This window comes from Saccharopolyspora sp. 7B, from assembly GCF_020177435.1.
GTDB lineage: Bacteria > Actinomycetota > Actinomycetes > Mycobacteriales > Pseudonocardiaceae > Saccharopolyspora_C > Saccharopolyspora_C gregorii.
Genome location: NZ_JAIUKC010000016.1, coordinates 1 through 23,726, shown reverse-complemented (window position 1 = coordinate 23,726; position 23,726 = coordinate 1). Strand labels below are relative to the sequence as shown.

At 70.0% G+C, this 23,726-nt stretch carries 21 protein-coding genes; 15 read left to right on the top strand and 6 right to left on the bottom strand.

The genetic code is table 11. The annotated features are described in order from the left end of the window. Positions 1-151: 151 nt before the first annotated feature. Both LCD33_RS03700 and LCD33_RS03695 read right to left on the bottom strand, forming a co-directional pair. Positions 152-871 (bottom strand): hypothetical protein, encoded by a 720-nt coding sequence (locus tag LCD33_RS03700; RefSeq protein WP_224977509.1) that lies wholly within the window; start codon positions 869-871, stop codon positions 152-154. 290 nt (positions 872-1,161) lie between these two features. Further along, a complete protein-coding gene (locus tag LCD33_RS03695; protein ID WP_224958313.1) occupies positions 1,162-1,791 on the bottom strand; it encodes a TetR/AcrR family transcriptional regulator in 630 nt (209 codons plus the stop codon). A 100-nt stretch (positions 1,792-1,891) separates the two neighbouring features. On the opposite strand from LCD33_RS03695, the gene LCD33_RS03690 reads away from it, so the two are divergent. From LCD33_RS03690 to LCD33_RS03680, 3 genes are all read left to right on the top strand, one after another. After that, complete coding sequence (locus LCD33_RS03690) at positions 1,892-3,385, top strand: NAD(P)/FAD-dependent oxidoreductase (protein WP_224967053.1); 1,494 nt, start codon at positions 1,892-1,894, stop codon at positions 3,383-3,385. A gap of 112 nt (positions 3,386-3,497) precedes the next feature. Further along, the gene (locus tag LCD33_RS03685; RefSeq protein ID WP_224958315.1) at positions 3,498-4,205 is read left to right on the top strand and encodes a DUF6319 family protein; all 708 of its coding nucleotides are present in this window, start codon (positions 3,498-3,500) and stop codon (positions 4,203-4,205) included. Between the two features lie 302 nt (positions 4,206-4,507). Next, on the top strand, positions 4,508-4,903 hold the full coding sequence (locus tag LCD33_RS03680) for a hypothetical protein (RefSeq protein WP_224958325.1): 396 nt from the start codon (positions 4,508-4,510) through the stop codon (positions 4,901-4,903). A gap of 16 nt (positions 4,904-4,919) precedes the next feature. On the opposite strand, the gene LCD33_RS03675 is transcribed toward LCD33_RS03680, so the two are convergent. Continuing rightward, positions 4,920-5,300, bottom strand: a complete 381-nt coding sequence (locus LCD33_RS03675) for a hypothetical protein (protein WP_224967052.1) — start codon at positions 5,298-5,300, stop codon at positions 4,920-4,922. A 411-nt stretch (positions 5,301-5,711) separates the two neighbouring features. On the opposite strand from LCD33_RS03675, the gene LCD33_RS03670 reads away from it, so the two are divergent. Then, the gene (locus LCD33_RS03670) at positions 5,712-7,784 is read left to right on the top strand and encodes a transglycosylase domain-containing protein (RefSeq protein WP_224958326.1); all 2,073 of its coding nucleotides are present in this window, start codon (positions 5,712-5,714) and stop codon (positions 7,782-7,784) included. A 252-nt stretch (positions 7,785-8,036) separates the two neighbouring features. On the opposite strand, the gene LCD33_RS03665 is transcribed toward LCD33_RS03670, so the two are convergent. Next, entirely contained in the window at positions 8,037-8,984 is a 948-nt protein-coding gene (locus LCD33_RS03665; RefSeq protein ID WP_374228408.1) for a CPBP family intramembrane glutamic endopeptidase, read from the bottom strand. 106 nt (positions 8,985-9,090) lie between these two features. On the opposite strand from LCD33_RS03665, the gene LCD33_RS03660 reads away from it, so the two are divergent. From LCD33_RS03660 to LCD33_RS03645, 4 genes are all read left to right on the top strand, one after another. Then, the gene (locus tag LCD33_RS03660) at positions 9,091-10,449 is read left to right on the top strand and encodes a serine hydrolase (RefSeq protein ID WP_224967050.1); all 1,359 of its coding nucleotides are present in this window, start codon (positions 9,091-9,093) and stop codon (positions 10,447-10,449) included. A 116-nt stretch (positions 10,450-10,565) separates the two neighbouring features. Continuing rightward, positions 10,566-11,666, top strand: a complete 1,101-nt coding sequence (locus tag LCD33_RS03655) for a 3-deoxy-7-phosphoheptulonate synthase (protein WP_224967049.1) — start codon at positions 10,566-10,568, stop codon at positions 11,664-11,666. A gap of 28 nt (positions 11,667-11,694) precedes the next feature. Then, entirely contained in the window at positions 11,695-12,126 is a 432-nt protein-coding gene (arfB, locus tag LCD33_RS03650) for an alternative ribosome rescue aminoacyl-tRNA hydrolase ArfB (protein ID WP_224967048.1), read from the top strand. 61 nt (positions 12,127-12,187) lie between these two features. Continuing rightward, entirely contained in the window at positions 12,188-13,117 is a 930-nt protein-coding gene (locus LCD33_RS03645) for a patatin-like phospholipase family protein (protein ID WP_224977510.1), read from the top strand. Positions 13,118-13,290: 173 nt separating this feature from the next. Here the strand turns inward: LCD33_RS03645 and LCD33_RS03640 are convergent, their stop codons facing one another. Continuing rightward, positions 13,291-14,253: a hypothetical protein gene (locus LCD33_RS03640; RefSeq protein WP_224967047.1), complete on the bottom strand. Its 963-nt coding sequence runs from the start codon at positions 14,251-14,253 to the stop codon at positions 13,291-13,293. 216 nt (positions 14,254-14,469) lie between these two features. On the opposite strand from LCD33_RS03640, the gene LCD33_RS03635 reads away from it, so the two are divergent. After that, complete coding sequence (locus LCD33_RS03635; protein WP_224958324.1) at positions 14,470-15,768, top strand: S1C family serine protease; 1,299 nt, start codon at positions 14,470-14,472, stop codon at positions 15,766-15,768. A gap of 54 nt (positions 15,769-15,822) precedes the next feature. On the opposite strand, the gene LCD33_RS03630 is transcribed toward LCD33_RS03635, so the two are convergent. Further along, positions 15,823-17,259, bottom strand: a complete 1,437-nt coding sequence (locus LCD33_RS03630) for an alpha/beta hydrolase (protein WP_224977507.1) — start codon at positions 17,257-17,259, stop codon at positions 15,823-15,825. Positions 17,260-17,359: 100 nt separating this feature from the next. On the opposite strand from LCD33_RS03630, the gene LCD33_RS03625 reads away from it, so the two are divergent. The 6 genes from LCD33_RS03625 to LCD33_RS03600 are packed head-to-tail and all read left to right on the top strand — an operon-like array spanning position 17,360 to position 23,612. Beyond that, a complete protein-coding gene (locus LCD33_RS03625) occupies positions 17,360-18,628 on the top strand; it encodes an ATP-grasp domain-containing protein (RefSeq protein ID WP_224960626.1) in 1,269 nt (422 codons plus the stop codon). Then, positions 18,625-19,455 carry a hypothetical protein gene (locus LCD33_RS03620; RefSeq protein WP_224960627.1) on the top strand — a complete coding sequence of 277 codons (831 nt, stop codon included), beginning with the start codon at positions 18,625-18,627 and terminating at the stop codon, positions 19,453-19,455. Before LCD33_RS03625 ends, LCD33_RS03620 begins: the two co-directional genes overlap by 4 nt. Before the next feature lie 53 nt (positions 19,456-19,508). Further along, a complete protein-coding gene (locus LCD33_RS03615; protein WP_224960634.1) occupies positions 19,509-20,537 on the top strand; it encodes a PLP-dependent cysteine synthase family protein in 1,029 nt (342 codons plus the stop codon). Further along, positions 20,534-21,562 (top strand): dipeptide epimerase, encoded by a 1,029-nt coding sequence (locus LCD33_RS03610; protein ID WP_224960630.1) that lies wholly within the window; start codon positions 20,534-20,536, stop codon positions 21,560-21,562. Before LCD33_RS03615 ends, LCD33_RS03610 begins: the two co-directional genes overlap by 4 nt. Continuing rightward, positions 21,559-22,848, top strand: a complete 1,290-nt coding sequence (locus tag LCD33_RS03605) for an MFS transporter (RefSeq protein ID WP_224960631.1) — start codon at positions 21,559-21,561, stop codon at positions 22,846-22,848. Before LCD33_RS03610 ends, LCD33_RS03605 begins: the two co-directional genes overlap by 4 nt. Continuing rightward, a complete protein-coding gene (locus LCD33_RS03600) occupies positions 22,824-23,612 on the top strand; it encodes a trans-aconitate 2-methyltransferase (protein ID WP_224960633.1) in 789 nt (262 codons plus the stop codon). Before LCD33_RS03605 ends, LCD33_RS03600 begins: the two co-directional genes overlap by 25 nt. The last annotated feature ends 114 nt before the right edge of the window (positions 23,613-23,726 follow it).

Sequence of the window (23,726 nt, the reverse complement as noted above, 5' to 3'; positions counted from 1 at the left end):
CTCCTCCCCGCCCCCGCCAGCTCGGCCGCCCTGCCCCAGCGTCGCCCGCCCCCCCCCCCCCCCCCCGCGGGGCCCCCCCCCCCGGGGCCCCCCCCGGGGCGGGGCCCCCCTTTTCGCGTTCGGTGCGCGCCGCGGCGCGCCCGTTCTCAGGTCAGCGCTGTACGGGCAGCTGCGGCAGCCCCGTGGCGAGGCCGTGCACGACCTGCCCGGGCACGGACGTGAGCTCGTCGGCCTTGGTCATGTCGGCGACCTTGCCCGCGGCGGGCACCACGTCGCCGACCCTCGGCAGGTCGCCACCGCGGAAGTCGTGCTTGAGCAGTCCGTCGGGCCGGGCCGCCGGGCCCACCGTGTAGCCCTGCGCGGCGGTGAGCGCGACCGCGGTGTCCCCGGTGGACACGCCCTGGTGGTCGGGCTGCCGCGGGCCGATCTCGCCCTTGAGGAATCCCCCGCCGGGGGCGTGCGAGTCGACGATGCCGGTGTGCCGCGGCTCGACGTCGAAACCGATGGTCGGGCGGGTCTTGGTGAGCCCTTCGACCCGGAGCCGCTCGTCGCCGATGTGCTGCGAGATGCGGGTCAGCTTGGCTTCGTCGAGCTGCTTGCCGTCGCGGAGCTCACCGGCCACGCCGTGCGTGGTGGTGACGATGTCGGCGCCGACCTGCTTGACGACGTTCGGCGCTTCGGCGCGCAGCTGCGCGTCGACGCAGGGCGCCTTGGTGCTGTTGAAACCCGGAGCGTCCTGCGCGCTGCAGGCGTTCACCGGCACGGTGGCACCGATGGTGTCGGGCACCGTGGACAGGTCCGGCTTGGCCAGGTCGGGAGTGGGCGCTGCCGAGGCGGTGCCTGCCCCGACTGCGGCGAATCCCGCAGCCACGACGGCTGCTTGCAGGGTGCGCGTGGTCCAGGGGCGCAAGATCAGTTCTCCTTGGTGTCGCGGGTGGGGCTCGGTTCCCGGCCCGGCGCCGGGGTGCGGTGCCGGGACGGGAACCTCGTGAAGCCGCCCGGTGCGGGTGCCGACGACCCGATCGGGTCATGCGCCAACTCCAGACGATCAACGCGCTCCACATCGGCGTTTTGCGAACCGACCTTGATCCCCCGATAGGGGATGCCGCTCGATCGAGTGGTTTTGGCCCGCTCGTCCTGCGGAGGGAGGTGCGGGCTGGTTCAGGCCTGCGCGACGAGGCTCGGGCTGATCAGGGCCATCAGGTGCCGGGTGGCCTCTTCGGCGGTGATCTCGGAGCGCTTCTCGCGCCAGAGCGCGAGCCGCTCACACGCGCCGATGATCGATTCGGCGAAGGCTTCCAGCTGCACCTGGTCCAGGTCGGGCCGGGACGCTTCGAGCAGCCGGGCGGTGAGGTCGGTCTGCTGCTGCCGGGTGGCTTCGAGCGCGGTGTTGACGGTGGCGAGCGGGATGGCGGCTTCGGTGCGCAGCAGCGCCCAGGACTGGGCGTGCTCGTCGCTGAAGCGGAAGAAGGCGAGCAGGCAGTCGTGCAGCAGCTGGTGGGCGTTCTCGCCGGCTCCGGCAGCGGCTTCGGTGGTGGCCTCGAGCAGTTCGCGCCGGGCGCGTTCGACGCAGGCGAGCAGCAGCCCTTCCTTGGAGCCGAAGTACTCGTACAGCATCGGTTTGGACAGCCCGACCCGGTTCGCGATGTCGTCCATGGAGCTGGCCTGATAGCCGTTGGTGGCGAACACCTGCTCGGCGACGGCCAGTATCTGCTGCTCCCGCTCCGCCCGGGGGAGGCGTTTGCGTCGTCCTGCCGGGGCGGAGTGGTCGTCGGCGTGCTGCACGTTCACGGCTCCGACCTTATCGAGAATCGGTCCACCGAACCCTACCGGAGGTAACTTACTCATAGTAGGCTACTTGGAAGTAGGTGGCTGATCAGGGAGGGCTGGAATGACACAGGCGTCGGCACAGCGGTACGACACGTCCGTCGTCATCGTGGGCACCGGGTTCGCCGGCATCGGCACGGCGATCAAGCTCAAGGAAGCGGGCATCCACGACTTCATCGTGCTCGAGAAGAGCGACGACCTCGGTGGCACCTGGCGCGACAACACCTACCCGGGCTGCGCCTGCGACGTCCCGTCGCTGATGTACTCGTTCTCCTTCGAGCAGAACCCGAACTGGTCCAGGCTGTTCGCCCAGCAGCAGGAGATCTGGGACTACCTCCAGCACTGCGCCGACAAGTACGGCATTCGCGAGCACATCCACTACGGGGTCGAGTTCACCGGCGCCGAGTACGACGAAGACCGCCGCAACTGGCACGTGCGCACCGCCTCCGGCACCGAGTACGTCGGCCGCGCGCTCGTCTCCGGCGTCGGCGCCCTCCACATCCCCAGCTATCCGGAAGTCGACGGCATCGAGCGCTTCCAGGGCGAGGTGTTCCACTCCGCGCAGTGGAACCACGACTACGACCTCGAAGGCAAGCGGGTCGCCGTCATCGGCACCGGCGCCAGCGCCATCCAGTTCGTGCCCCGGGTCGCCGAGCAGGCCGCCAAGCTGCACCTGTTCCAGCGGACCCCGCCGTGGGTGCAGCCCAAGCCCGACCGCGAGATCCCGCGGAGCATCCGCACGCTGTTCCGCCGCATCCCGTTCGCGCAGCGCATCGCGCGCGCCGCCGTCTACTGGGTCCTCGAACTCCGCTCCGTCGCCGTGCTGCGCAGCAAACTGCTGGGGAAGATCTCCGAACACCTCGCCAAGCGCTACATCCGCAGCGTCGTGCGCGACCCGCAGGTGCGCGAAGCCGTCATCCCGCGCTACTCCATGGGCTGCAAGCGGATCCTGCTCTCCAGCGACTACTACCCGGCGCTGAACAAGCCCAACGTCGACCTGCGCACCAGCGGCGTCGCCGAGGTCAAGGAGAACTCGATCGTCACCGGCGACGGCGAGGAACACCCCGTCGACGCCATCATCTACGGCACCGGATTCCACGTCACCGACGCGTTCGACCGCCTCGAGATCGTCGGGCGCGGCGGGCGCAAGCTGCAGGACGCCTGGAAGAACGGCATGCAGGCGCACCTGGGCATCACCGTCTCCGGCTTCCCCAACCTGTTCTTCCTGCTCGGCCCGAACACCGGCCTCGGGCACAACTCGGTCGTGTTCATGATCGAATCGCAGATCAACTACGTGCTCAGCTGCCTGCGGCCGATCCTGCGCGGCGACGTCGACCAGGTCGACGTGCGCCAATCCGTGCAGGACGAGTTCAACGACAGGATCCAGCACCAGCTCGGCGGGGCCGTCTGGTCCGCCGGTGGCTGCCAGAGCTGGTACCTCGACGTCAACGGCGTCAACCGCACCATCTGGCCCGGCTTCACCTGGAACTACTGGCTGCGCACCCGCAAGGCCGACCCGGCGGACTTCGAGGTCACCGCCGCGCCCGGGCACCGTTGATGGTTCGCACGGGCGTTCGATATAGTCGGGTCCGTCATTGCTGGAACAGCCCCGGCTGACTTCACCCGGTGTGGGGCCGGAGGACGGGGCGCACCCTGAGCTAGGGGCTCCGATGCCACAGGCCCGCACGCTGACGTCCGACGAGATCAGCGGACTCCGCGACGAACTCACCTCCGGCGGCACGCCGACCGTGTGGTTCACCGCCACCGCCGTCGGAGTGCCCGAAGGGCGCTCCGGCAAGGTCGTCGCCCTCGACGACCCGGCCGAAGGCGACTTCATCCAGATCCGCCCGGCCGGGTCCAAGGACGTGCTGTCCTTCTCCGCCGCCGAGGTGACCGTCGTCAAACCGCCGCGCAAGCGCAAGGAAACGCAACCCGTCGCCGCCGCCCGCACTCCCGAACCACCGCGAGCCGCGGTCACCGCGCCCGAACCGCAGCCCGCCACGCCGCAACCGGCCGCGAAGACCCGCGAACCGCAACCGGCCACCAAGCCGGCGCCCGCCGCCGACGACACCTCGAAATCCGCCCCGGCGGCGAACCGGCGCAAGCCGAAACCGCCCGCCGGCGCCACCGTGATCCTCACCGCGGACCAGGCCGGACAGTGGAACGTCGAAGTCAGCACCGGCAAGAAGCGCGTGCTGCGGCCCACCCCCGTGTCCACCTCCGCCGTGGCGCAAGCCGCGAAATCCCTGCACGAAGAGGTCGCGGCCGCCGTCGAACCACTGCTGGAAGCCGCCCGGGAACAGCAGCGGGAGCGCGTCGAACAGCTCGAACGACAGCTCGCCGAGGCGCAGCGGATGCTGCACGAACTCACCGAATGAACCCCGGCGCCGAGGCGGGGTGACAGGAAGGTTCCCTTGCTCGCACCGGCCCACGCCGGTGAGTCATGCCCTGCGGTGTGGCAGGAAGGTTCCCCTCCGCGCGGAGATGACAGGAAGGTTCCCTTCCTCGCACGGAGGCCCGGAACGCATGCTCGGACGCGTCGGCGCAGCTCAAGGCGGCACCGCCGCACGACGTCCGCCCCGCGGTGACAGGAAGGTTCCCTTGTTCGCCATCACCGCCCCCGGCCCGCGCGCCTGACGACCCGCGCCGCGGGACGCCTAGAATCGTCGGCGTGAGACGGATGCTGACCCCGCGCTGGCTGCTGCTGCACGCGCTGTTCGTGGCGGCGGCCATCGCCACCGGCTTCCTCGCGTGGTGGCAGTGGGACCGGGCGCACGAGGCGGGCGGCAGCTTCCAGAACCTCGGCTACGCCTTGCAGTGGCCGCTGTTCGGCGTGTTCACCGTGTGCATGTGGGTCTGGCTGATCCGGATGGAGCTGCGCGGCGGCCAGGACGCGCCGGTCGCGGTGCCCGAACCCGCCTCGGAACCCGAGACCCCGGCGGCGGAGGACGCCCGGCCGCGACGACGTCCGCTGGTGCCCCCGCCGGCGCGCTCGGTCGACGCGGACGAGGATCCGGAGCTCGCCGAGTACAACCGCTACCTGGCCGAGCTCGACCGAGCGGACCGCCAGGGCTGAATCCGCGGGCGGCGGCTCAGTTGAACGTGATGTCGCCGTTGATCTGCTCGGTCTGCACGAGGGTCCGCACCTCGCCGGAGTTCTGGTTGACCACGCGGCTCTGCGAGGCGGACAGCTCCACATGCACGCTGCTGCCCGTCGCGCGCACCTCCGCGTCGAACTCGGGGTCGTCCTGCGCCACCCGGTCCAGCCGTTCCGCCAAGGCCTTGATCTGCGGTTCGCCCGCCGAGGGCTGCTCGGCGGCGGTCAGCGCGGCCATCGTCTCCGGGTCGGAGTCGCCGCGGCGCCGCAGCAAGCTCCGCACCTTGGCCAGCGCGCCCTGCGCGGCGGTGCCCAGCGCGACGGCGAGTTGCCCGCCGAGCGCGTTCGCCAGCGAATCGAAGAACGGGTCGACCATCAGCCCCTCCGCACGGTTAGTCGAACCCCAGTGTAGTCGGCCGATCACGGGCGGCGTGCTCGTTCCGGCGGATCGGGCGCACGTCGCTCGTCCCCGGGGACCGCTGGTCGTGATGTCCGATGGCGGAGGTATGGGGCGGTTGCGCCGCACGGCGGATTTTCCTCGCAGTGCCAGGGGGAACGCCGGTTCCGGAAGGTCGGCCGGAGGTCGGCGCCGACCAGCCGGTGTGATATCAACGAAGGGACCGATGGAGCAGGTTCGGCGATCTCACGGCAGAGCCGCCGCGTCTCCCGGAACGTTCGGAACCGCCGCCCTGGCGCACCTACCCGGGCCTGCGGTCAGCGGTCGAGATCAGGTCGTCATGGACATGCGGTGATTGGGGCAGGCGTGCGCAGCGGCGTGCTGTTGAAGATGTTCGGGCTGTGCGTACTGGCCGGTGTGCTGGTGGCGTTCCTCATGATGCCGATGGCCACCGGCGCTGGAGCGGTGGTCAACCAGGCCACCGACGCGATGTCGAGCATGTCCAGCTCGCTCGCCAAGCGGGACATGCCGCAGGTGTCGGTGGTCACCGACAAGGACGGCGAGCCCATCGCGCACTTCTTCAAGGACTACCGGGTCGAGACCAAGCCCGAGCAGATCTCCGGGTACATGAAGGCCGCGATCACCGCTGTCGAGGACAAGCGCTTCTGGAACCACGACGGCGTCGACTGGCAGGGGACCGTCCGCGCCCTCGCCAAGAACGTCAGCACCGGTGGCACCGCCCAGGGCGCGTCCACGATCACCCAGCAGTACGTGAAGAACTACCTGGTGCACGTGGTCGCGCAGAACGAGGTCGACGCGGAGAAGGCCAAGGAGACGACGATCGCGCGGAAGCTGCGCGAGGCGAAGATCGCCGTCGAGCTCGAACGCACCATGACCAAGGAGGAGATCCTCACCGGCTACCTGAACGTGGTGCCGGTCGGGAACCAGACCTTCGGCGTGGGCGCGGGCGCCCAGACCTACTTCGGCACCACCCCGGACAAGCTGACGATCGCGCAGTCCGCCCTGCTCGCCGCCATCGTCAACCAGCCCGGATCGCTCAACCCGCGGACCAATCCGGACGAGGCGATGGAACGCCGGAACCTCGTCATCGACCTCATGACGGACCCGCACAACCGGCTCCGGATCAGCGAAGAGGACGCCAAGGTCGCGAAGGAGGAGCCGCTCGGGCTCACCCCGCAGCTGGGTCGCCCGCCGAACGGTTGCGTCGGCATCGGGGACGGCACCACCGACGGGTTCTTCTGCGAATACGTGCGCCACTACCTGGAGAAGTCCGGCATCGACGACGACGAGCTGGAGACCGGCGGCTACACCATCCGCACCACGCTGGACCGCAACGCCAGCGACGCCGCGAAGGAAGCCGCCAAGAAGCAGGTGCCCACCCAGACCGACGGCATCGCCAACGCCATGGCCGTCGTCGAACCCGGCACCGACAAGCACAAGGTCCGCGCGCTCGTCGCCAACCGCGACTTCGGCAACGATCCCGCAGCCGGGCAGACCGCGTACGACATCGTCAGCCGGGTGCAGCCGTTCGGCGCCGGCTCGATCTACAAGGTGTTCACCGCGGCCACCGCGCTCGAACAGGGCATGACCATCGCGGACAACGTGCCGGTGCCCGCCACCTACACGTCCCGCGTCTACAAGAACGGGACCAACCCCTACACCGTCGGCAACGCCGAAGGCGTCCAGCCGGGGGACCGCACCTTGCAGATGGCGCTGGCGACCTCGCCGAACACCGGCTTCGTCGCGCTCCAGGAGAAGGTCGGGCTCAACAACGTCGTCGACATGGCTTCCCGGCTCGGCCTGCGGCAGGGGATGAACGGGGTGAACAGCGCAGGCTCCACCCTCAAAAAGGACGGTTCCAACGGGCCCGCCCAAGCCGAAGCCGTCAAGAAGAACAAGCGCGGCGCCTTCACCCTCGGCTACACGCCCACCAGCGTGCTCGAACTGTCCAACGTGGCCGCCACCATCATGAGCGGCGGCACCTACTGCCCGCCGACGCCGCTGGAAGAGATCCAGGACCGCAACGGCAATGACGTCCCCATCAAGGAAGCGGCCTGCGAACAGGCGATCTCGCCGGAAGTCGCGGGTCAGCTCGCGCAAGGCATGAGCAAGGACGACACCGAAGGCACCTCCAAGGCCGCGGCCACGGCCGCCGGCTGGACCCGGCCCATGATCGGCAAGACCGGGACCACCCAGGAGAGCAAGTCCGCCGCGTTCCTCGCCGCGACCCCGCAGATGGCCGGAGCGGTGCTCACCTACGCCGACGGATCGCGCCCCCGCGGCATCTGCGACGCGGGTGGCGACGCACCGCCGTTCCTGTGCAGCGACGGCAACATCTTCGGTGGCAAGGTGCCCGCCCGGACCTGGTTCGACGCCATGAACAGGATCCACCAGGACCTGCCCGTGGCACCGCTTCCCGGTGGGCCACCGCCTGCGCCGTGATCGCCATCTGATCGGGGAGGGGCCGTCCACATCGTGCGGGCGGCCCCTCCGCACGTTCGGCCCCGCCCGGTGACAGGAAGGTTCCCTTCACCGCGGAGGTGACCGGAAGGTTCCCTTTCTCATCGACGTGGCGGGAGACGGCACCTTCGCCGCAGGTGTGGCAGGAAGGTTCCCTTCATCGCCGACGTGACAGGAAGGTTCCCTTCCGCGCGCTCGTGCCGGCGCCGGTTCCGGTGCTCACTCCTCGGTCGCTCAGCGACGGCTGAGCCTGCGAACGCCGCGGGTCAAGCCGGGCTCCTCGTCCGGCGGCGGGACCGGGAGCTTCCCCAGCAGCACCAGAACCAAGATCGCCAACGCGAGCACGATCCAGCCGGACCAGCCGAGCAGCCCCGACGTCACGTTGTTCACCGGGCTGCCCGCAGCGCTGAACAGAACGCCGAAACCAGCGGCCGCGTTCACGAAACCGTGCGCGATCGCCGCAGGCCACACGCTGCCCGCCGACAACCGCAGCCACCCCAGGAGCGCACTCAGCAAGCTGCAGAAGCAGCCCATCATGATGAAGGCGACCACCACCGGGGCGTTCGGGTAGTTGTAGCCGAGAACGAGCAGCGGAGCGTGCCACAGGGCCCACAGGACGCCCGTCACCAGGAACGCGCCCGGCTGACCCAACGGCAACAACGCCGACGTCAGGTAGCCGCGCCAGCCCACTTCTTCGCCCGCCGCGGGAATCACGTTCAACCAGCCGAGGAAGAACACCTGGGCCAATTGGATCAGCGCCAGCGACGGCGCTGACGGCGCGTTCTCGCCCACCACGCCGAGCTGTTCGGACAGCCCCGAGAACCCGGTCCAATCCGCCTGGTACACGCCGAACAAGGCGCCCAGCAGCAGTGCGAGCAACATCAGCACCGGCGGACCGAGCCAGGCCAGCAGCGCACGCCCCCACCACTTCCGGAGGCCGCCCGCACCGGTGACACCCAACTCGCGCAGCGGCGCAGGCCGCGGACTGATCCACTTCGTGACCACCACCGCGGACAAGGCGGGCACGAACATCATGACCACGAGCAGCAGCGGAGCCCACTCCCAGGTCAACCCCGTCCCCGTGACCCACATCGGAAGGGTCAGCGCCCACGTCACCGCGTAGGTCAACCCGAGGAAACTCAGCACGCCACGAACATCAACCCGATCGCCCACAGGTCCCATCCTGCCAACCACCCCACGTCCCCTCCACGAGAGGAAGGGAACCTTCCTACCACCAGTGACAGGAAGGTTCCCTTGCTCACCTGATGTCCGTGACAGCATGGGCGCCATGACGAGCTTGCTGCCTTCCACCGAACGAGCGCTGCTCAGGCGATTGGCTGTCGAGCAGAGCCAGAACCGGGTGCCGTCGCTGATCGCCGGCATCGTCCGCGACGGCGAAACGCTCTGGACGGGCAGCCGAGGCCTGGTAGCCGGGGCGGCACCCACCTCGGACACGCAGTACCGCATCGGGTCCATCACCAAATCGCTCGTCGCCGTCGCTGTACTGCGGCTCCGCGACGAGGGCTTGCTCAACCTGGAGGACAAGCTCGACCAACACGTCCCGGGCACCGCCGTCGGCGATCGCAGCATCGCCCGCCTGCTCTCGCACACCAGCGGCATGAGCGCGGAGCCCGCCGGGGACTGGTGGGAACGCACCGAAGGCGGCCCGGTCGAAGAGCTGCTCGCCGGTGTCGACCAACAGGCGATCCGGCCACCGCCCAGGCACGGGTTCCACTACTCCAACACCGGGTTCGGCGTGCTCGGCGAGCTGGTCGCCAGGCTGCGCGGTCGTTCTTGGTACGAGTCGGTCCGGCAGGAGGTCCTCGAACCGCTGGGGATGACCAGGACCACCTTCCACCCCGAGGCGCCCCACGCGCAGGGGTGGGCGGTCCATCCGTGGGCCGACGTGCTGCTGCCGGAGCCCGCCGAGGACGGTGGTGCCATGGCGCCCGCGGGCCAGCTGTGGTCGACCGTGGACGACATGCTCCGGTGGGCTCGTTTCGTCGCCGGTGAAACCGCTGACGTGCTGCACCCCGACACGGTCGCCGAGATGCGAGCTGCGGGCGCGGTCGACGACGGGGACGTCTGGCGTGCCGGGTACGGGCTCGGGCTGCAGCTGATCAGGCATCAGGGGCGGAGGCTCGCCGGGCACACCGGATCCATGCCGGGGTTCCTCGCTACCGTCATGGCCGATCCTGCTGATCGAACCGGGATCATCTTCATGGCCAACACCACGGCGGGTGTTTCCTCGGCGCTGGTGACCGACCTGCTCGACCTGCTGGAAGCGCACGAACCGCGCATCCCCGAGCCGTGGGTACCTCGAGCCGAGGTTGAGGCCGGACTGCTCGAGCTGACCGGGCAGTGGTTCTGGGGACCTTCGCCGTACGTGCTCCGGATCCTGCCCGACGGTCTGCTGGATCTGGTGCCGTGGCAGGGACGCGGCCGGGCTTCTCGCTTCCGCCGGGATCACGAAGGGCGGTGGATCGGTCTGGATGGCTATTACTCCGGTGAGGAACTCCGGATCGGCCGGTCCGCCGACGGGAACGTCAGCCATCTGGATCTGAACACGTTCATCTTCACCCGGACTCCCTACGACCCGGACGCGCCGGTGCCGGGTGGGGTGGCGAGCTGGACCAGCACTCCCTGAAGAGGATTGCGGAGATGAGGAAGGGAACCTTTCTGCCACCGGTGGCAGAAAGGTTCCCTTCCTCACACCGCACGGCGATCAAATTAGGTTAGGCTTACCTGGTTATGGGAGGTGGGATGTCCGAGCACCCGTCGATCGACGTCGTGCCCATGTCCGGAGGATCCGTCGTAGCGGTCACCTCGCCGGCCGCGCTGTCGGCCGAGCTGCCGGTCGATCAGGCGGCCACGAGCAAGATCGCCGATTGGCGCAGGTCGATCGCGGAAGTGCTCGCCGGCGAAGACGATCGGGTGCTCGCCGTGGTCGGCCCCTGCTCGCTGCACGACGCCGCGGCGACGCGGCAGTACGCGAGCCGCCTGCGCGGACTCGCAGCCGAACTCAGCGACGAGATCTTCGTGGTGATGCGCGCCTACCTGGAAAAGCCACGCACCACGGTCGGCTGGACCGGGCTGCTCGCCGACCCTGGCTTGGACGGCAGCGCCGACATCGAGACGGGATTGCGCACCTCCCGCCGATTACTGCTCGAACTCGCCGACCTGGATCTTCCGACCGCGACCGAATGGGTCAGCCCCATCGCGCCGGACTACCTCGGTGACCTGATCAGCTACGGAGCGATCGGCGCGCGAACGGTGGAAAGCCAGGTGCACCGCCAGCTGACCAGCGCGCTGCCGATGCCGATCGGCATGAAGAACGGGACCAGCGGCTCGCTGCAGGCAGCGGTCGACGCCATCGTCGCCGCCCGGCACCCGCACAGCTTCCTCGCCTCCGGGGCGGACGGCGCCGTGACCTGGGTGCGCAGCACCGGGAACCCGGCTGCGCACATCATCCTGCGTGGCGGTGCGACCGGACCCAACTACGACGCCACGTCCGTGCGGAAAGCCGTCGGCAAACTGCGCTCGGCAGGCGTGCCACCAGCAGTGGTGGTGGACGCCAGCCACGGCAACAGCGGCAAGGACCACACCAGGCAGCCGTCGGTGGTCGCCGCGGTCGGCGACCAGATCGCAAGCGGTACGGCAGCGATCCGCGGGGTGATGGTGGAGAGCTTCCTCGTCCCTGGCAGGCAGGACATCGGGGCTGCACGCCCGCTCCGGTTCGGGCAGAGCATCACCGACGCGTGCCTCGGCTGGGACGACACCGCGGCAGTGCTGCGCGACCTCGCCGCCTCGGTGCGGGCGTCGCGGCGGACGTGCGACTCCGCGAACTGGCTGCAGCTGGCCTGAACGCCGCCGGTGCGGCCATGCTGGGACGGTGCCCGAAGATCTGCGCATCACCCCCAGGCTGACCGTGCCGGCAGCCGAGTTGTCCGAACGGTTCTCGCGTTCCTCGGGGCCCGGCGGTCAACACGTCAACACCTCCGACTCCCGCGTCGAGCTCACCTTCGACCTGGCCGGCTCCAGCCTGCCCGAACGAGAACGCCACCGGGCGCTCGCCCGGCTGGAATCCCGGCTGGTCGACGGTGCCATCACCATCGCCGCATCCGAACACCGCAGCCAGCTGCTCAACCGCACCGCAGCGCGGGAACGCCTCGCACAACTGCTCGCCGACGCCGTCGCACCCGAGCCGCCGACCCGTCGCCGCACCAAACCCACAGCCGGATCACGACGTCGGCGCATCGCCGCCAAGAAGCACCGCGGTCAGGTTAAGCAATGGCGCCGACGCGGTGACCCCGGAGACAGCTGAAGCGCTCATCCCGCAACTCCGGCTAGCCTCGACCGCACGACGAGCAGAGAGGGTGACGCTCATGCGCACAGCTTGGGTGCTTCCTGGCGGATCGACGTTCGGAGCCGTCCAAGCAGGCCTCGCCACGGCGCTGTTCGAAGCCGGCGTCGAACCCGACCTCCTAGTAGGCACCTCGGCGGGATCGCTGAACGCCGCCTGGCTCGCCGGTGACCCTTCCGGCGGCGGAGCGGAAAGCCTGCGCGCGGTGTGGAGCTCCATGCGGCGCTCCGACATCTTCCCGATCCAACCCGCGCGCATACTCGCCGGAAAGCTCGGCATCACCAACCACCTGATGACCAGCACCGGACTGGCGCGCTGGCTGCACCGAACCCTCCCGTACCGAACCTTCGAGCAAACCGCGATCCCGCTCACCGTCACCGCGACCGACGTCGACACCGGCACCGCCGTCTACTTCGACCACGGGCCGGTGCTGCCGCCGCTCGTCGCATCCTGTTCCATCCCCGGGCTTTTTCCGCCGTTCCGTGTCAACGACCGGTGGCTGGTAGACGGTGGTGTCGCGGCGTTCATGCCGATCAGCAGGGCCGTCGAGCTCGGCGCGGAACGGGTCTTCGTACTCCCGTGCGGCGGAACCGAACCGTTCGAACACCGGCCTGGAAAACGCGGCGGCCACATCGTCACCAGTCCCTCGACGCCTACGATCCCGCCCCGGTCGGTCAGCGGGGTCAGCGGCGCCGCGCTCGGAGCGGCGATGCTCAACGCGGCACGACTCGACGTGCAGCTCAACTCCACGCGATGCGAGCTGTACATCCTGCCCGCGCCCGCCACGGTGGGACTCTCGCCCTACTCGTTCGCCCACTCCGCGGCGCTCATCGAAGCCGCCTGGGATGTCGCAGCGACCTGGTATCCGCGGGCGCGTCCGGTGCCTGCGGGGGTCGTCGACAGCTCTGGGAAGCCGGAACGAGTGGGGAAGACCGCCCTGACTCCCAACTGATCTGTTTTGGAGCAAGGGAACCTTCCTGTCATCTGTGCCAGAAAGGTTCCCTTGCTCCTGCACGGAGGTCGTTCGTGAGGGATTGCAGGTAGCCCGCGCGGTTTGGGCATGCGAGATGCCCGGAGGCGTCTGTTGCCCTCCGGGTAGGCGTCCGTTTTCACCTATCGTTCGGATCAAGCTCCTTCGGCGATGGCGCGGACGAGAACGTTGGGACGTGGTCTCAGAGTCGCGGCTCGATACGCTCGTCCGATGGCGGCGAGAGCCTCGTCAGGTCTCTGCATGACGTCGACGGGCAAGATCTGCACGACTGCCACGCCGTGTGCCGCGTACCGGGTGTTCCGCCGTGTCGTAGCGGCGAAATCGGCCCGCGACGAGTGGTATGCGAACGAGTCGAATTCGACGGCGAGGCCGACGTCGTCGAACCAGGCGTCGGGCATGCCGACGTAACGCCCGTCGGGATCGAACAGCGATGTGTTCCATGAGGGATCGGGCAGGTCGGCACTTTTGAGCAACTCGAAAGCTCGGAGTTCAGCGATGGAACGGACGTCGGCGGTCATCGCCCGGAGGATCTCCCGTGGCAACCCGGTTCCTCGCCGAGAGCCGTGTTCCATTTCCTCGTTGAGGGCCCGTGGCGAACATTCCGGCGCCCGTTGGATCGCTTCCACGAGCAATGCCTCCGTCGATCGGCGGGACTGCCAGGTACGGGCGGCATCCATGACGGCCCGAGGCGCGGGGGCGACCGGAATGTCGTCGATGATGACCGGTGGCGGCGGGCGCGTGGTGCGTTCGAACCTGACCAGTTCGCTGCTCTGGATCTTCTTGGTGTGCGGGATGAGGATGTGGACCGGAGCGTTCTCGTCCGGCGTTTCGAGACCGTGCATCCGTGCCGCGTGCATGCCCGTGACCGTGGCGGACGGGCCGGCACGTAGTAGTGCAGCCGCTATCAGATCGTCTGCGGTGGGCGGGCCCGGCATGACCAGGACGATTCCGGGGAGCAGACGCGTCCATGGTCCGTCGGCGCGTCCCCGCCGGTAGCTGGTCGATTGCGAGACGCCGAGCCTTGCCAGTTCGGCGACGTGAAACACGCGTCGCGGAGCGGAATGCGGAGCATCCTTGCTGATCACTGTCGATGACATGTGATCACTATCGGTCATGTCGGGTGACGTGGGGGCTCGCGCATTCGTCGGTGTGTCGGCGGCACTCGCACCCCGCGAAGCAGAAGGAGCAAGGGAACCTTTCTGCTGCCCGTGACAGGAAGGTTCCCTTGCTCCGTAGTTGATCGCGGATGGGTTGAGGGCGAATCACCAGGCAACGCAAAGCTTGTTCTCAGCCTGGTGGAGCACTGTCGGCTCATGGCTGACAACGATTTCGCAGGCGCAGGGGACCGGTTCGCAGCGGACGTGCCGTCGGGAGGTGGTCGCGGCGCGACCTCGGCACCGTGGGAATCGGCTACTCCTCAAGGTCAGCAGCCGACCGGGTTCTCGAGTGAGCGGAGACCACGCCTCGGCGGTGTTTCGGCGGGCACGGTCGTCGTAGCGCTGCTCGCCGGACTCGTCGGTGGTGCTGCCGGATTCGGCGGAAGTTTGTTGCTGGGAACGTCCGGGAGCTCGGGATCGCCGGTGTTGAACCAGCACGATTCCACCGTCGGCGCGCAGGTCAGTTCGCAGAGCGGAACCGTCCAGTTCGCGGCGGAGAAGGCGTCGAAGAGCACCGTGGACATCGCGGTGTCGTCGCGTTCCGGCAGCGCGGAGGGAACGGGAGTGGTGCTGACCGCCGATGGTTACGTGTTGACGAACAACCACGTGGTGAGCAGCGGCGGAGATATTTCCGTCACCCTGCCGGATGGGAAGAAGTCGGCTGGTGAGGTCGTCGGGACGGCCCCGTCGTACGACTTGGCGGTGATCAAGCTGGCTGGTGTCGACGGGCTCACCGCAGCGGAGTTGGGCAAGTCCTCGAACCTGGCGGTCGGGCAGACCGCGGTGGCGATCGGTTCGCCGCTGGGGCTCGAAGGCACGGTCACTTCGGGCATCGTGAGTGCGCTCGACCGTACGGTGGAGGTGTCGTCGGACGACGGCCAGGCGGTCGTATACAACGGAATCCAGACGGATGCGTCGATCAACCCGGGTAATTCGGGTGGGCCGTTGGTGAATCTCGACGGGCAGGTGATCGGGATCAACTCGAGCATCCAGTCGAACACCTCGGGTGAATCCAGCGCGGGCAACATCGGGTTGGGTTTCTCGATTCCGATCGACACGGCGAGCAGGGTCGCCGGCGAGATCATCGAATCGGGGGCGGCGATGAAGCCGCAGCTCGGTGTCACGGGCACGGATGGCGAGTCCGGCAATGCCGTGATCAGCACTGTCAGCGCGGGTTCCGCGGCGGAGAAGGCGGGGCTCCGGCAGGGGGACACGATCCTGGAGGTGGACGGCAAAGCGGTCAGCGCGTTCTCGGATCTGATCGCCCAGATCGGTTCCAGCGAGCCTGGCGGGAAGGTGGTTCTCACCGTCGGCGACGCGCAGGGCGGCAATGCCCATCCGGTCGAAGTCACGTTGGGAAGCGTCCGGGACTCGGAGCCGGAGACGACCACGCAGCGCCCCGGGGTGCAGAGCCCGTACCAGTGGCCGGGCGGACAGTTCCCGTACGGCCGATGACGGAGCGAGCAAGGGAACCTTCCTGTCACCGGTGACCGGAAGGTTCCCTTTCTCTCACGGTGCGGGGTGGGTGGGGCAGTGCTTCTCCACCCCCGGCACCACCCCCTCCACCAGGTACCGCCCCGCAGCCGAGTCGAGGCAGTCGTCGCGTTGGCTGGCGAAGGCCCCGTGGGAGCGGCTGCCGTCGAGGACGACGAGGCTGGATCCGGGGAGCCGTCGTTGCATGCGCCGCGCGCCGTCGAGGGGCGTGGTCGGGTCGTGTTCGGCTTGGGTGAGCAGCACAGGTGGCATGTCGGGGTGCCCGAGCCGGGTGGGTTCGCGGGGCGGCGCCCAGTAGGCGCAGGTGGCGGCTTCGAGCCCGGTGAGGATGGGTTGGGGGTCGACGGCGCGCAGCGCGCGGATGCTGCCGATGACGTCGGCGGGCCGGGGTCGGGTGCTGTCGGCGCATTTGATGGTGCGCAGCGCGGATTCGTAGTTGTGGTCGTCGGGTTCGGCAGGGCGCAGCGCGGTGTCGTCGCCGGTGCGGACGTAGTGGCTGAGGGCTTGTGCGAAGGGTTCCCACCGTTCGGTGCGGGAGAGGGTGCGGTAGACGACGCGGTCGAATTCGTCGGGGCCGAAGGTGTCGTGGGGGAGTGCGGCGCGGGTGTCGAGGTAGTGCTGCCGGACGGTGCGCCGGTCGTGGCCGAGTCCGAGCCCGGGCCGGGCGGCGATCCAGTCGAAGAGCGCGTCGCGTTGTTCGATCATGGCGAGGGCTTGGCGGGTGTCGAAGTCGTGCCAGTCGTCGGGGCTGACGACGCTGTCGAGCACCATGCGGCCGACGTGCCGGGGGTGGTGGGCGGCGTAGGCGGCGCCGAGGTAGGTGCCGTAGGAGACGCCGAGGTAGTTGAGCCGCGGTTCGCGCAGTGCGAGCCGGATCCGTTCCATGTCGTGCGCGGTGTTGGTGGTGTTGATGTGGCCGAGCGCGGCCCCGATGCCGCGCGCGCAATCGTCGGCGATGGCGCGGAGTCCGCGCAGGTGGGCGCGCTCCTGTTCGGGATCGGTGGGCACCGGATCGGGCCGGGGGTGCTGGTAGAGCCCGCCGGCGGGTCCGCAGTCGACGGGGGCGCTGCGGCCGGTGCCGCGCGGGTCGAAGCCGATGATGTCGTAGCTGCGTTGGACGGCGGTGGGGAGTTTGGCGCGTTTGCTCTCGGCGTAGTCGGTGCCGGTGCCGCCGGGTCCGCCGGGGTTGACGAGGAGTGCGCCGCGTCGTTCTTCGGGTGTGCCGCTGGCGGGGATGCGGGTGAGGGCGAGGGTGATGCTCGGCCCGTCGGGGGCGGCGTGGTCGAGCGGGACCCGCAAGTGTCCGCATTGGACTGATGGATCGTCGGTGATTCCGTCCGGGCAGGTGCCGAATCCGGGGTCGGGCGCCGCCATGGCGGCGGGCGCGGGCGCGAGTGCGGCGAGCAGCAGGGTGAGCAGCGGGATGGTGCCGCCGCGACGCGAGATGAACACGCTGAGTGACTCCAGTGCTACCTGAATGGGGTTTGCGAAGGAGTATTGAACATGATTATCGTTACCGTCCGCTAGTGGTAAACCATGCGGAGGAGTCGGAGTGGGTCACCTGCTGATGGTGGAAAGCTGGGTCGGGGCGATGAGCACCCTGCTGCCCAGAGGTATCCGGGACGGAGGCCACCGCTTCAGCTTCCTCACCCGGGACGTGCACCACTACCTGCGTGCCTGGAACCGGCCGGGCGCCCACCCGCTGCTCGGCGCGCAGAACGTGCTCACCGCCGAGACCAACGACGTGCCGTCCCTCGTGGAGCACGTGGCGAAATTGCAGCCCGCGCTCCGGTTCGACGGCGTGCTCACCTCCTGCGACTACTACCTGGGCGCGGTCGCGCACCTCGCGCGGCACCTCGGCCTGCCGGGATCTCCGCCGGAAGCGGTGGAGCTGGCCTGCAACAAGGACCGGACCCGGCTGGCGTTGCGCGAAGCGGGAGTTCCCGGGCCCGCGTTCGCGCTCGCCGACAGCGCGTCCGGGCTGCGCGAAACGGCCGTCGCCCTCGGCTTCCCGCTCGTGGTCAAACCGGTCGACCTGTGCGCGGGCATGTTCGTGCGCAAGGTGTCCGACGAAGCCGAACTCGCCGAGGCCGTTCGTGACCTGGAGGGCTTCCCGGTGAACGCCCGCGGCCAGCGCCGCAGCCCCACCGTGCTGCTGGAGGAACTGCTCACCGGGCCGGAAGTGAGCGTCGAAGCCGTCACCTCCCACGGACGAACGACCGTCATCGGCGTGACCGACAAGAGCGTCGGCGGCGCACCCTGGTTCGTCGAGACCGGGCACATGTTCCCCGCCGCCCTCGACGCCGCCACCGAACGAGCCGCCACCTCGATCGCCGTCGACGCCATCGCCGCGCTCGGCCTCGACAACACGGCCACCCACACCGAGCTCAAGCTCACCCCCGACGGGCCGCGCATCGTCGAGGTCAACCCGCGTCCCGCGGGCAACCAGATCACCGAGCTGATCCGCCGCGTCACCGGCATCGACCTGCCCGCGGTGCACGCCCGGCTCGCCGCCGGCGAACAGCCCGACCTGGCGCCGCACGCCACCGGTGCGGGCAGCGCGGCCATCTCGTTCCTGCTGCCGCCGCGCACCGGCCCGATCCGGCACATCGCCGGAGCCGAGCGGCTCGCCGGGACCGAGGGCGTCGTCGACAGCGTCGTCAAGGAACCCGGGCACGTGGCAGGCGCGGCGACCAGCAACAACAACTACCTCGGCCACGTGATGGCCACCGACCCGGCACCCGGGGCCGCGCGGGCTCGCGCCGAGGCGGCCGTCGGCTCCCTGGAAGTCGTCTACGCCGAGGATCTGGTCACCACATGAAGGACGCCTTCCTGTCACTGGACGGGTTCGCGGCGGCCGTGGGCGAGGGGTTCGCGGGCGACGAGGTCGGCGAAGCGGAGGTGAGCGTCGGCTTCCTCACCCAGCAAGGCGTCCGCCATTCCGGGCGTGGCCGCTCCTACCGGAACCACGTGCTGAGCCTCCGCGTCGAGGACGCCGTCGGCTCCTGCGCGGTGGAACCCGGGGAACTCACCGACGAGCAGGTCGTGGACTGTGTCGGCGCCCCCGTCGGGCGGCTGCTGCGGCACCCGCTTCCCGCGGTGCGCACCGCGGCGCTGGACGCCTACCTGATGTGGCGGTTCCCGCACCACGAGCACGCCGAGCAGGTCGCGCTGGAGCGCGGGAACTCGCTGCGGAAGTCCTTGCAGCGCGCCGAACTCGTCGTGGACCTGCTGCCGGACCAGGTGAACCGGGTGCTCGTGGTCGGGGTGGTGAACTCGCTGCTGCACCGGCTCCGGCACCGCGACCTCGACTACGTCCCCTGCGACCGCAAGGGCGGCAGCACCGAATGGGACGAGCCCATCGTCGGCGACGCCATGGCCGCCGTCGGTGGCTGCGATGCCGTGCTCGCCACCGGGATGCTCGCGGCGGGCGACACGTTCGCGCCGCTGCTGGAACACGTGCGCGCCACCGGAAAGCCGCTGGTCATGTTCGCCCAGACCGCGAGCGCGATCCTGCCGTGGTTCATCGGATCCGGCGTCACCGCCGTCTCCGCCGAGCCCTACCCGTTCTTCTGGCTCGACGGCGGCCCCGGCTCGATCTACCGCCACCGCGCCCCGATCACCCCGACCGGGAAGGACCCCCGTTGATCGACGTGAGCACGAGCCCGGCCCGCACCCCCAACCCGGACCTGCTGGAGCTGATGCGCGACACCCCGGTCAGCAGGGTCAGCACCCCGCTGCCGGACCACCACCCCGGATTCTGGGCGAAGCTCGAATGCCTCGGCGCGGGCGGTATGAAGGCGCGCGCCGCCATGTCCATGCTGCGCGGGGCCCGTGCCCGCGGGGAACTCCGGCCCGGCGCGCCCGTCGTCGAATCCACCAGCGGCACCCTCGGTGTCGGACTCGCCTTCGCCGGCCAAGCCCTCGGCCACCCCGTGGTGCTGGTCGTCGACCGGGAACTGGAACGCAGCATGCGGTCGTTGCTGCGCGCCCACGGCGTCCGCACCGAGGTCGTCGACCACCCGCACCCCGTCGGCGGCTGGCAGCAGGCCCGGCTGGACCGGGTGCACGAGCTGTGCGCGGAACTGCCCGGCTCCTACTGGCCCGACCAGTACAACAACCCGGACAACCCGGCGGGGTACGAGCGGCTCGCCGAAGAGCTCGTCGCCCAGCTCGGCACCGCCGACACCCTCGTGTGCAGCGTCGGGTCCGGTGGGCACAGCGCAGGCGTCATCCGCACGCTGCGCAGGCACTGGCCGCGGCTGCGGCTGATCGGCGTGGACACCGTCGGATCCACGATCTTCGGGCAGCCCGCGCGGCGGCGGCTCATGCGGGGACTCGGCAGCAGCATCTTCCCCCGCAACGTCGCCTACCCCGAATTCCACGAAGTGCACTGGATCGGCCCGGCCGAGGCCGTCGATGCCTGCCGCAGGCTCGCCGCCCACTCCTTCGTCAGCGGGGGCTGGAGCACCGGTGCGGTCGCGCTCGTCGCCGCGTGGGCCGCGCGGCGCGACCCCGGTTCCCGCGTCGCCACCGTCTTCCCCGACGGTCCGCACCGCTACCTCGACACGATCTTCGACGACGAGTTCTGCCAGGAGCACGGCCTGCTCGGCGGACGACCCGCGACGCGTCCCGTCGAGATCGCCGACCCGGCCGCGGTCGAAGTGCACGGCTGGGCCCGCTGCCGCGCGGTCCGCGACCCCGCCGGATCGGTGGAGGTGCCCGCGTGAAGCTCAGCGCACGCACCGGAACCCTGCGGCTGCGCGAGCCGTTCCGGATCTCCCGCTCCGTCATGCACGAACGGGACGCGGTGTGGATCGACCTCGAACACGGCGGCCGCACCGGGCACGGCGAAGCCGTCACCAGCGTCTACTACGACCTCGACGTGCCGCGGATCCTCGACCGGCTCGACGCGCTGCGCCCGCACGTCGAGAGCTGCACCGGACCCGACGAGCTCCTCGCCGGCATCGACGACTGGCCGGACGTCGAACCGGGAGTGCGCTGCGCCGTCGACGCCGCCGCCCACGACCTCGCCGCGCAGCACAGCGGCCGGACCGTGCAGGACCTCATCGGCGCACCACCCGTCGGCGGGCCCGCGACCGCCCGCACCATCGGCATCACCGGCACCGAGCACGCCGCGCGCACCGCGGCCGAGCTCACCGCCCGCGGATTCCGCGTCCTCAAGGTGAAGCTCGGCGACGGCCCCGACGAACAGGACCGGGTCGCCGCCGTCCGCGCCGCCGCCCCCGACGCGCAACTGCTGCTCGACCCCAACGGTGCGTGGGAACCCGAGCAGGCGCTGCGCCTGCTCGACGCCCTCGCCGTGCACGACATCGCGGCTGTCGAACAACCCATCCCGCCCGGCGACCCCGTCGAACTCGGCCGCGTCGCCCGGCACAGCCCCATTCCGGTGATCGCCGACGAGGACGCGCAGACCCTCGCCGACGTCCGGGCGCTCGGCTCGACCGTGCACGGGATCAACGTGAAACTCGCCAAGTGCGGCGGGATCCGCGCCGCCGTCGAGATCATCGACGCCGCGCGGTCCGCCGGGGCCGACGTGATGCTCGGATGCCTCGTCGCCAGTTCCCTCGGCATCGCACCCGCCGTGCACCTCGCCGGACACGCCCGCTGGATCGACCTCGACGGGCACCTGCTGCTCGCCGACGACCCGTGGGACGGCATCGGCGGCACCGGCGGGACGCTGCACATCACCCGCGAGCCCGGGCTCGGCGTGCGGCCGAAGGTGGCGGCATGACCACCTGGCGGCTCATCCGGAGCTTCCCGCTCGCGGTGCAGGTGCTGCTGGTCAACCAGCTCGGCGTCAACATCGGCTTCTACCTGCTCATCCCGTACCTCGCCGGCTACCTCGGGCACGACCTCGGCATGTCCGCGGCGCTCGTCGGCGTGGTGCTCGGGGTGCGCAACCTCAGCCAGCAAGGGCTGTTCCTCATCGGCGGCAGCGCCGCCGACCGGCTCGGGGCGCGTCGCGTCATCATCGCCGGCTGCGCGCTGCGCACCGTCGGGTTCGGGTTGTTCGCGCTCGGCAGTTCGCTGCCCGTGCTGCTCGCCGCCTCCGTCCTCAGCGGACTCGCCGGGGCGCTGTTCAACCCCGCGGTGCGCGCCTACCTCGCGCGCGAAGCGGGGGAGCGGCGAGCCGAAGCGTTCTCGCTGTTCAACGTGTTCGCCAACACCGGGGCGCTGATCGGGCCGCTGCTCGGCAGCGCACTCGTCCTCATCGGGTTCACCACGTCCGCGCTCGTCGCCGCGCTCGTGTTCGCACTGCTCACCGCCGCCCAGATCGCCGTGCTGCCGCGCCGGGACGTGCCGCCCTCGCGCGGCACCGTGCTCGGCGACTGGCGCGGCGTGCTCGGTGACAAGCGGTTCCTCCTGTTCACCCTCGCGCTGACCGGGATGTTCGCGCTGCAGAACCAGCTGTACCTGGTGCTGCCGATGGAAGCGGCCCGGCTCACCGGATCCAGCGGCACCGTCGCCGCCGTGTTCATCGTGTCCACAGTGGCCGGTCTGCTGCTGCAGGTGCGGATCACCCGGTACTTCCAGCGCACGTGGTCCCGGGGGAGCACCATCGCCGCAGGTATGGCGCTGATGGGGATCGCCTTCCTCGCCACCCTCGTCGCCGGCTTCGCGCTGCCCACCGCGACCTCCGTGCCCGACCCGGTCGGCGTGCTGCTGCGGCTCGGCCCCGTGCTGCTGGCCACCCTCGTGCTCACCACCGGGCTGATGCTGGCGCAACCCTTCGTCAACGACCTCATTCCCTCGTTCGGGCCGAATTCGCTGTCCGGCACCTACTTCGGGGTCTTCTACCTGGCCTCCGGGGTGACCGCCGCGGCGGGCAACGCCGCCATCGGGTGGATCAGCGACCTCGCCGGGACCACCGCGCCGTGGGCGCCGTCCGCGCTGTGCCTCGCGCTCGGACTGGTCTCCGCCGCCGCGGTCGCCCTGCTGCAGCGCCGTGGACTCGTCGGCCCGGAACCCGCCCCGCGACCAGGAGAGATCGCATGCGCGTCGACGCCAACTTCCTGACCGACAACCCCCGGCTGTACGAAGCGCAGTTCCCCGACCCCGAGCACCTCGCCGCACGATTCGTGCTCGACGTCCTCGCCCGCCGTGGCATCGGACACGGCGCACTGCTCGACATCGGGTGCGGCACGGGGCGCGACGCCGCGCACTGGGCCCGGAGCGGTTTTCACGTCACCGGGATCGACAATTCGCCGCGCATGATCGAACACGCCCGGGCGCGCTGCCCCGACGGCACCTTCCACCAGCGCGACATGCGCGAATTCCAGCTGGATCGCACGTTCGACGCGATCACTTGCCTGGACAGCGCATTCCTCTACTGCCACACCAACGACGAACTCGATTCCTTCCTCGGGCGGTGCCGGGACCATCTCCGTCCCGGCGGGGTGCTCGTCGCCGAAATGCGCAACGGTGCATTCTTCCTCGGGAGCACCGAACTGCTCGACGGAATTCGCGAGCGGACCGTCGAGTGGGAAGGCGTGCCGTACCGGTCGCGGACCCGGCTGTGGATCGACCACGCCGAACAGCTGCTGCGCCGAGAACGGGTGTGGGACTGGCCCGGGTGCGAGCGGGAACTCACCCAACGCTCCGCCTGGCGGCTGCTCTTCCCGCAAGAACTGCGTCGCATCCTGCACCAAGCGGGGTTCGAAGTGCTCGACCTCTTCGACCACCCCGGCCCGCGCACGGAACCGCCCTGGCACGCCGACGCGGCCCTCGGCACGTCGCTCGCGGGGGATCGGTTGCACCTGGTGGCCCGCCGCCCCACCTGACCAGCGGGGGGGGGGGGGGGGGCCACCCCCCCCGAGGGGGGGCGGCAGGTTGCCGGCCCGCCGCCGGGGGGCGGGGGGGGGGGGGGTGGTGGTGGTTTTTAATATATGGTTTTT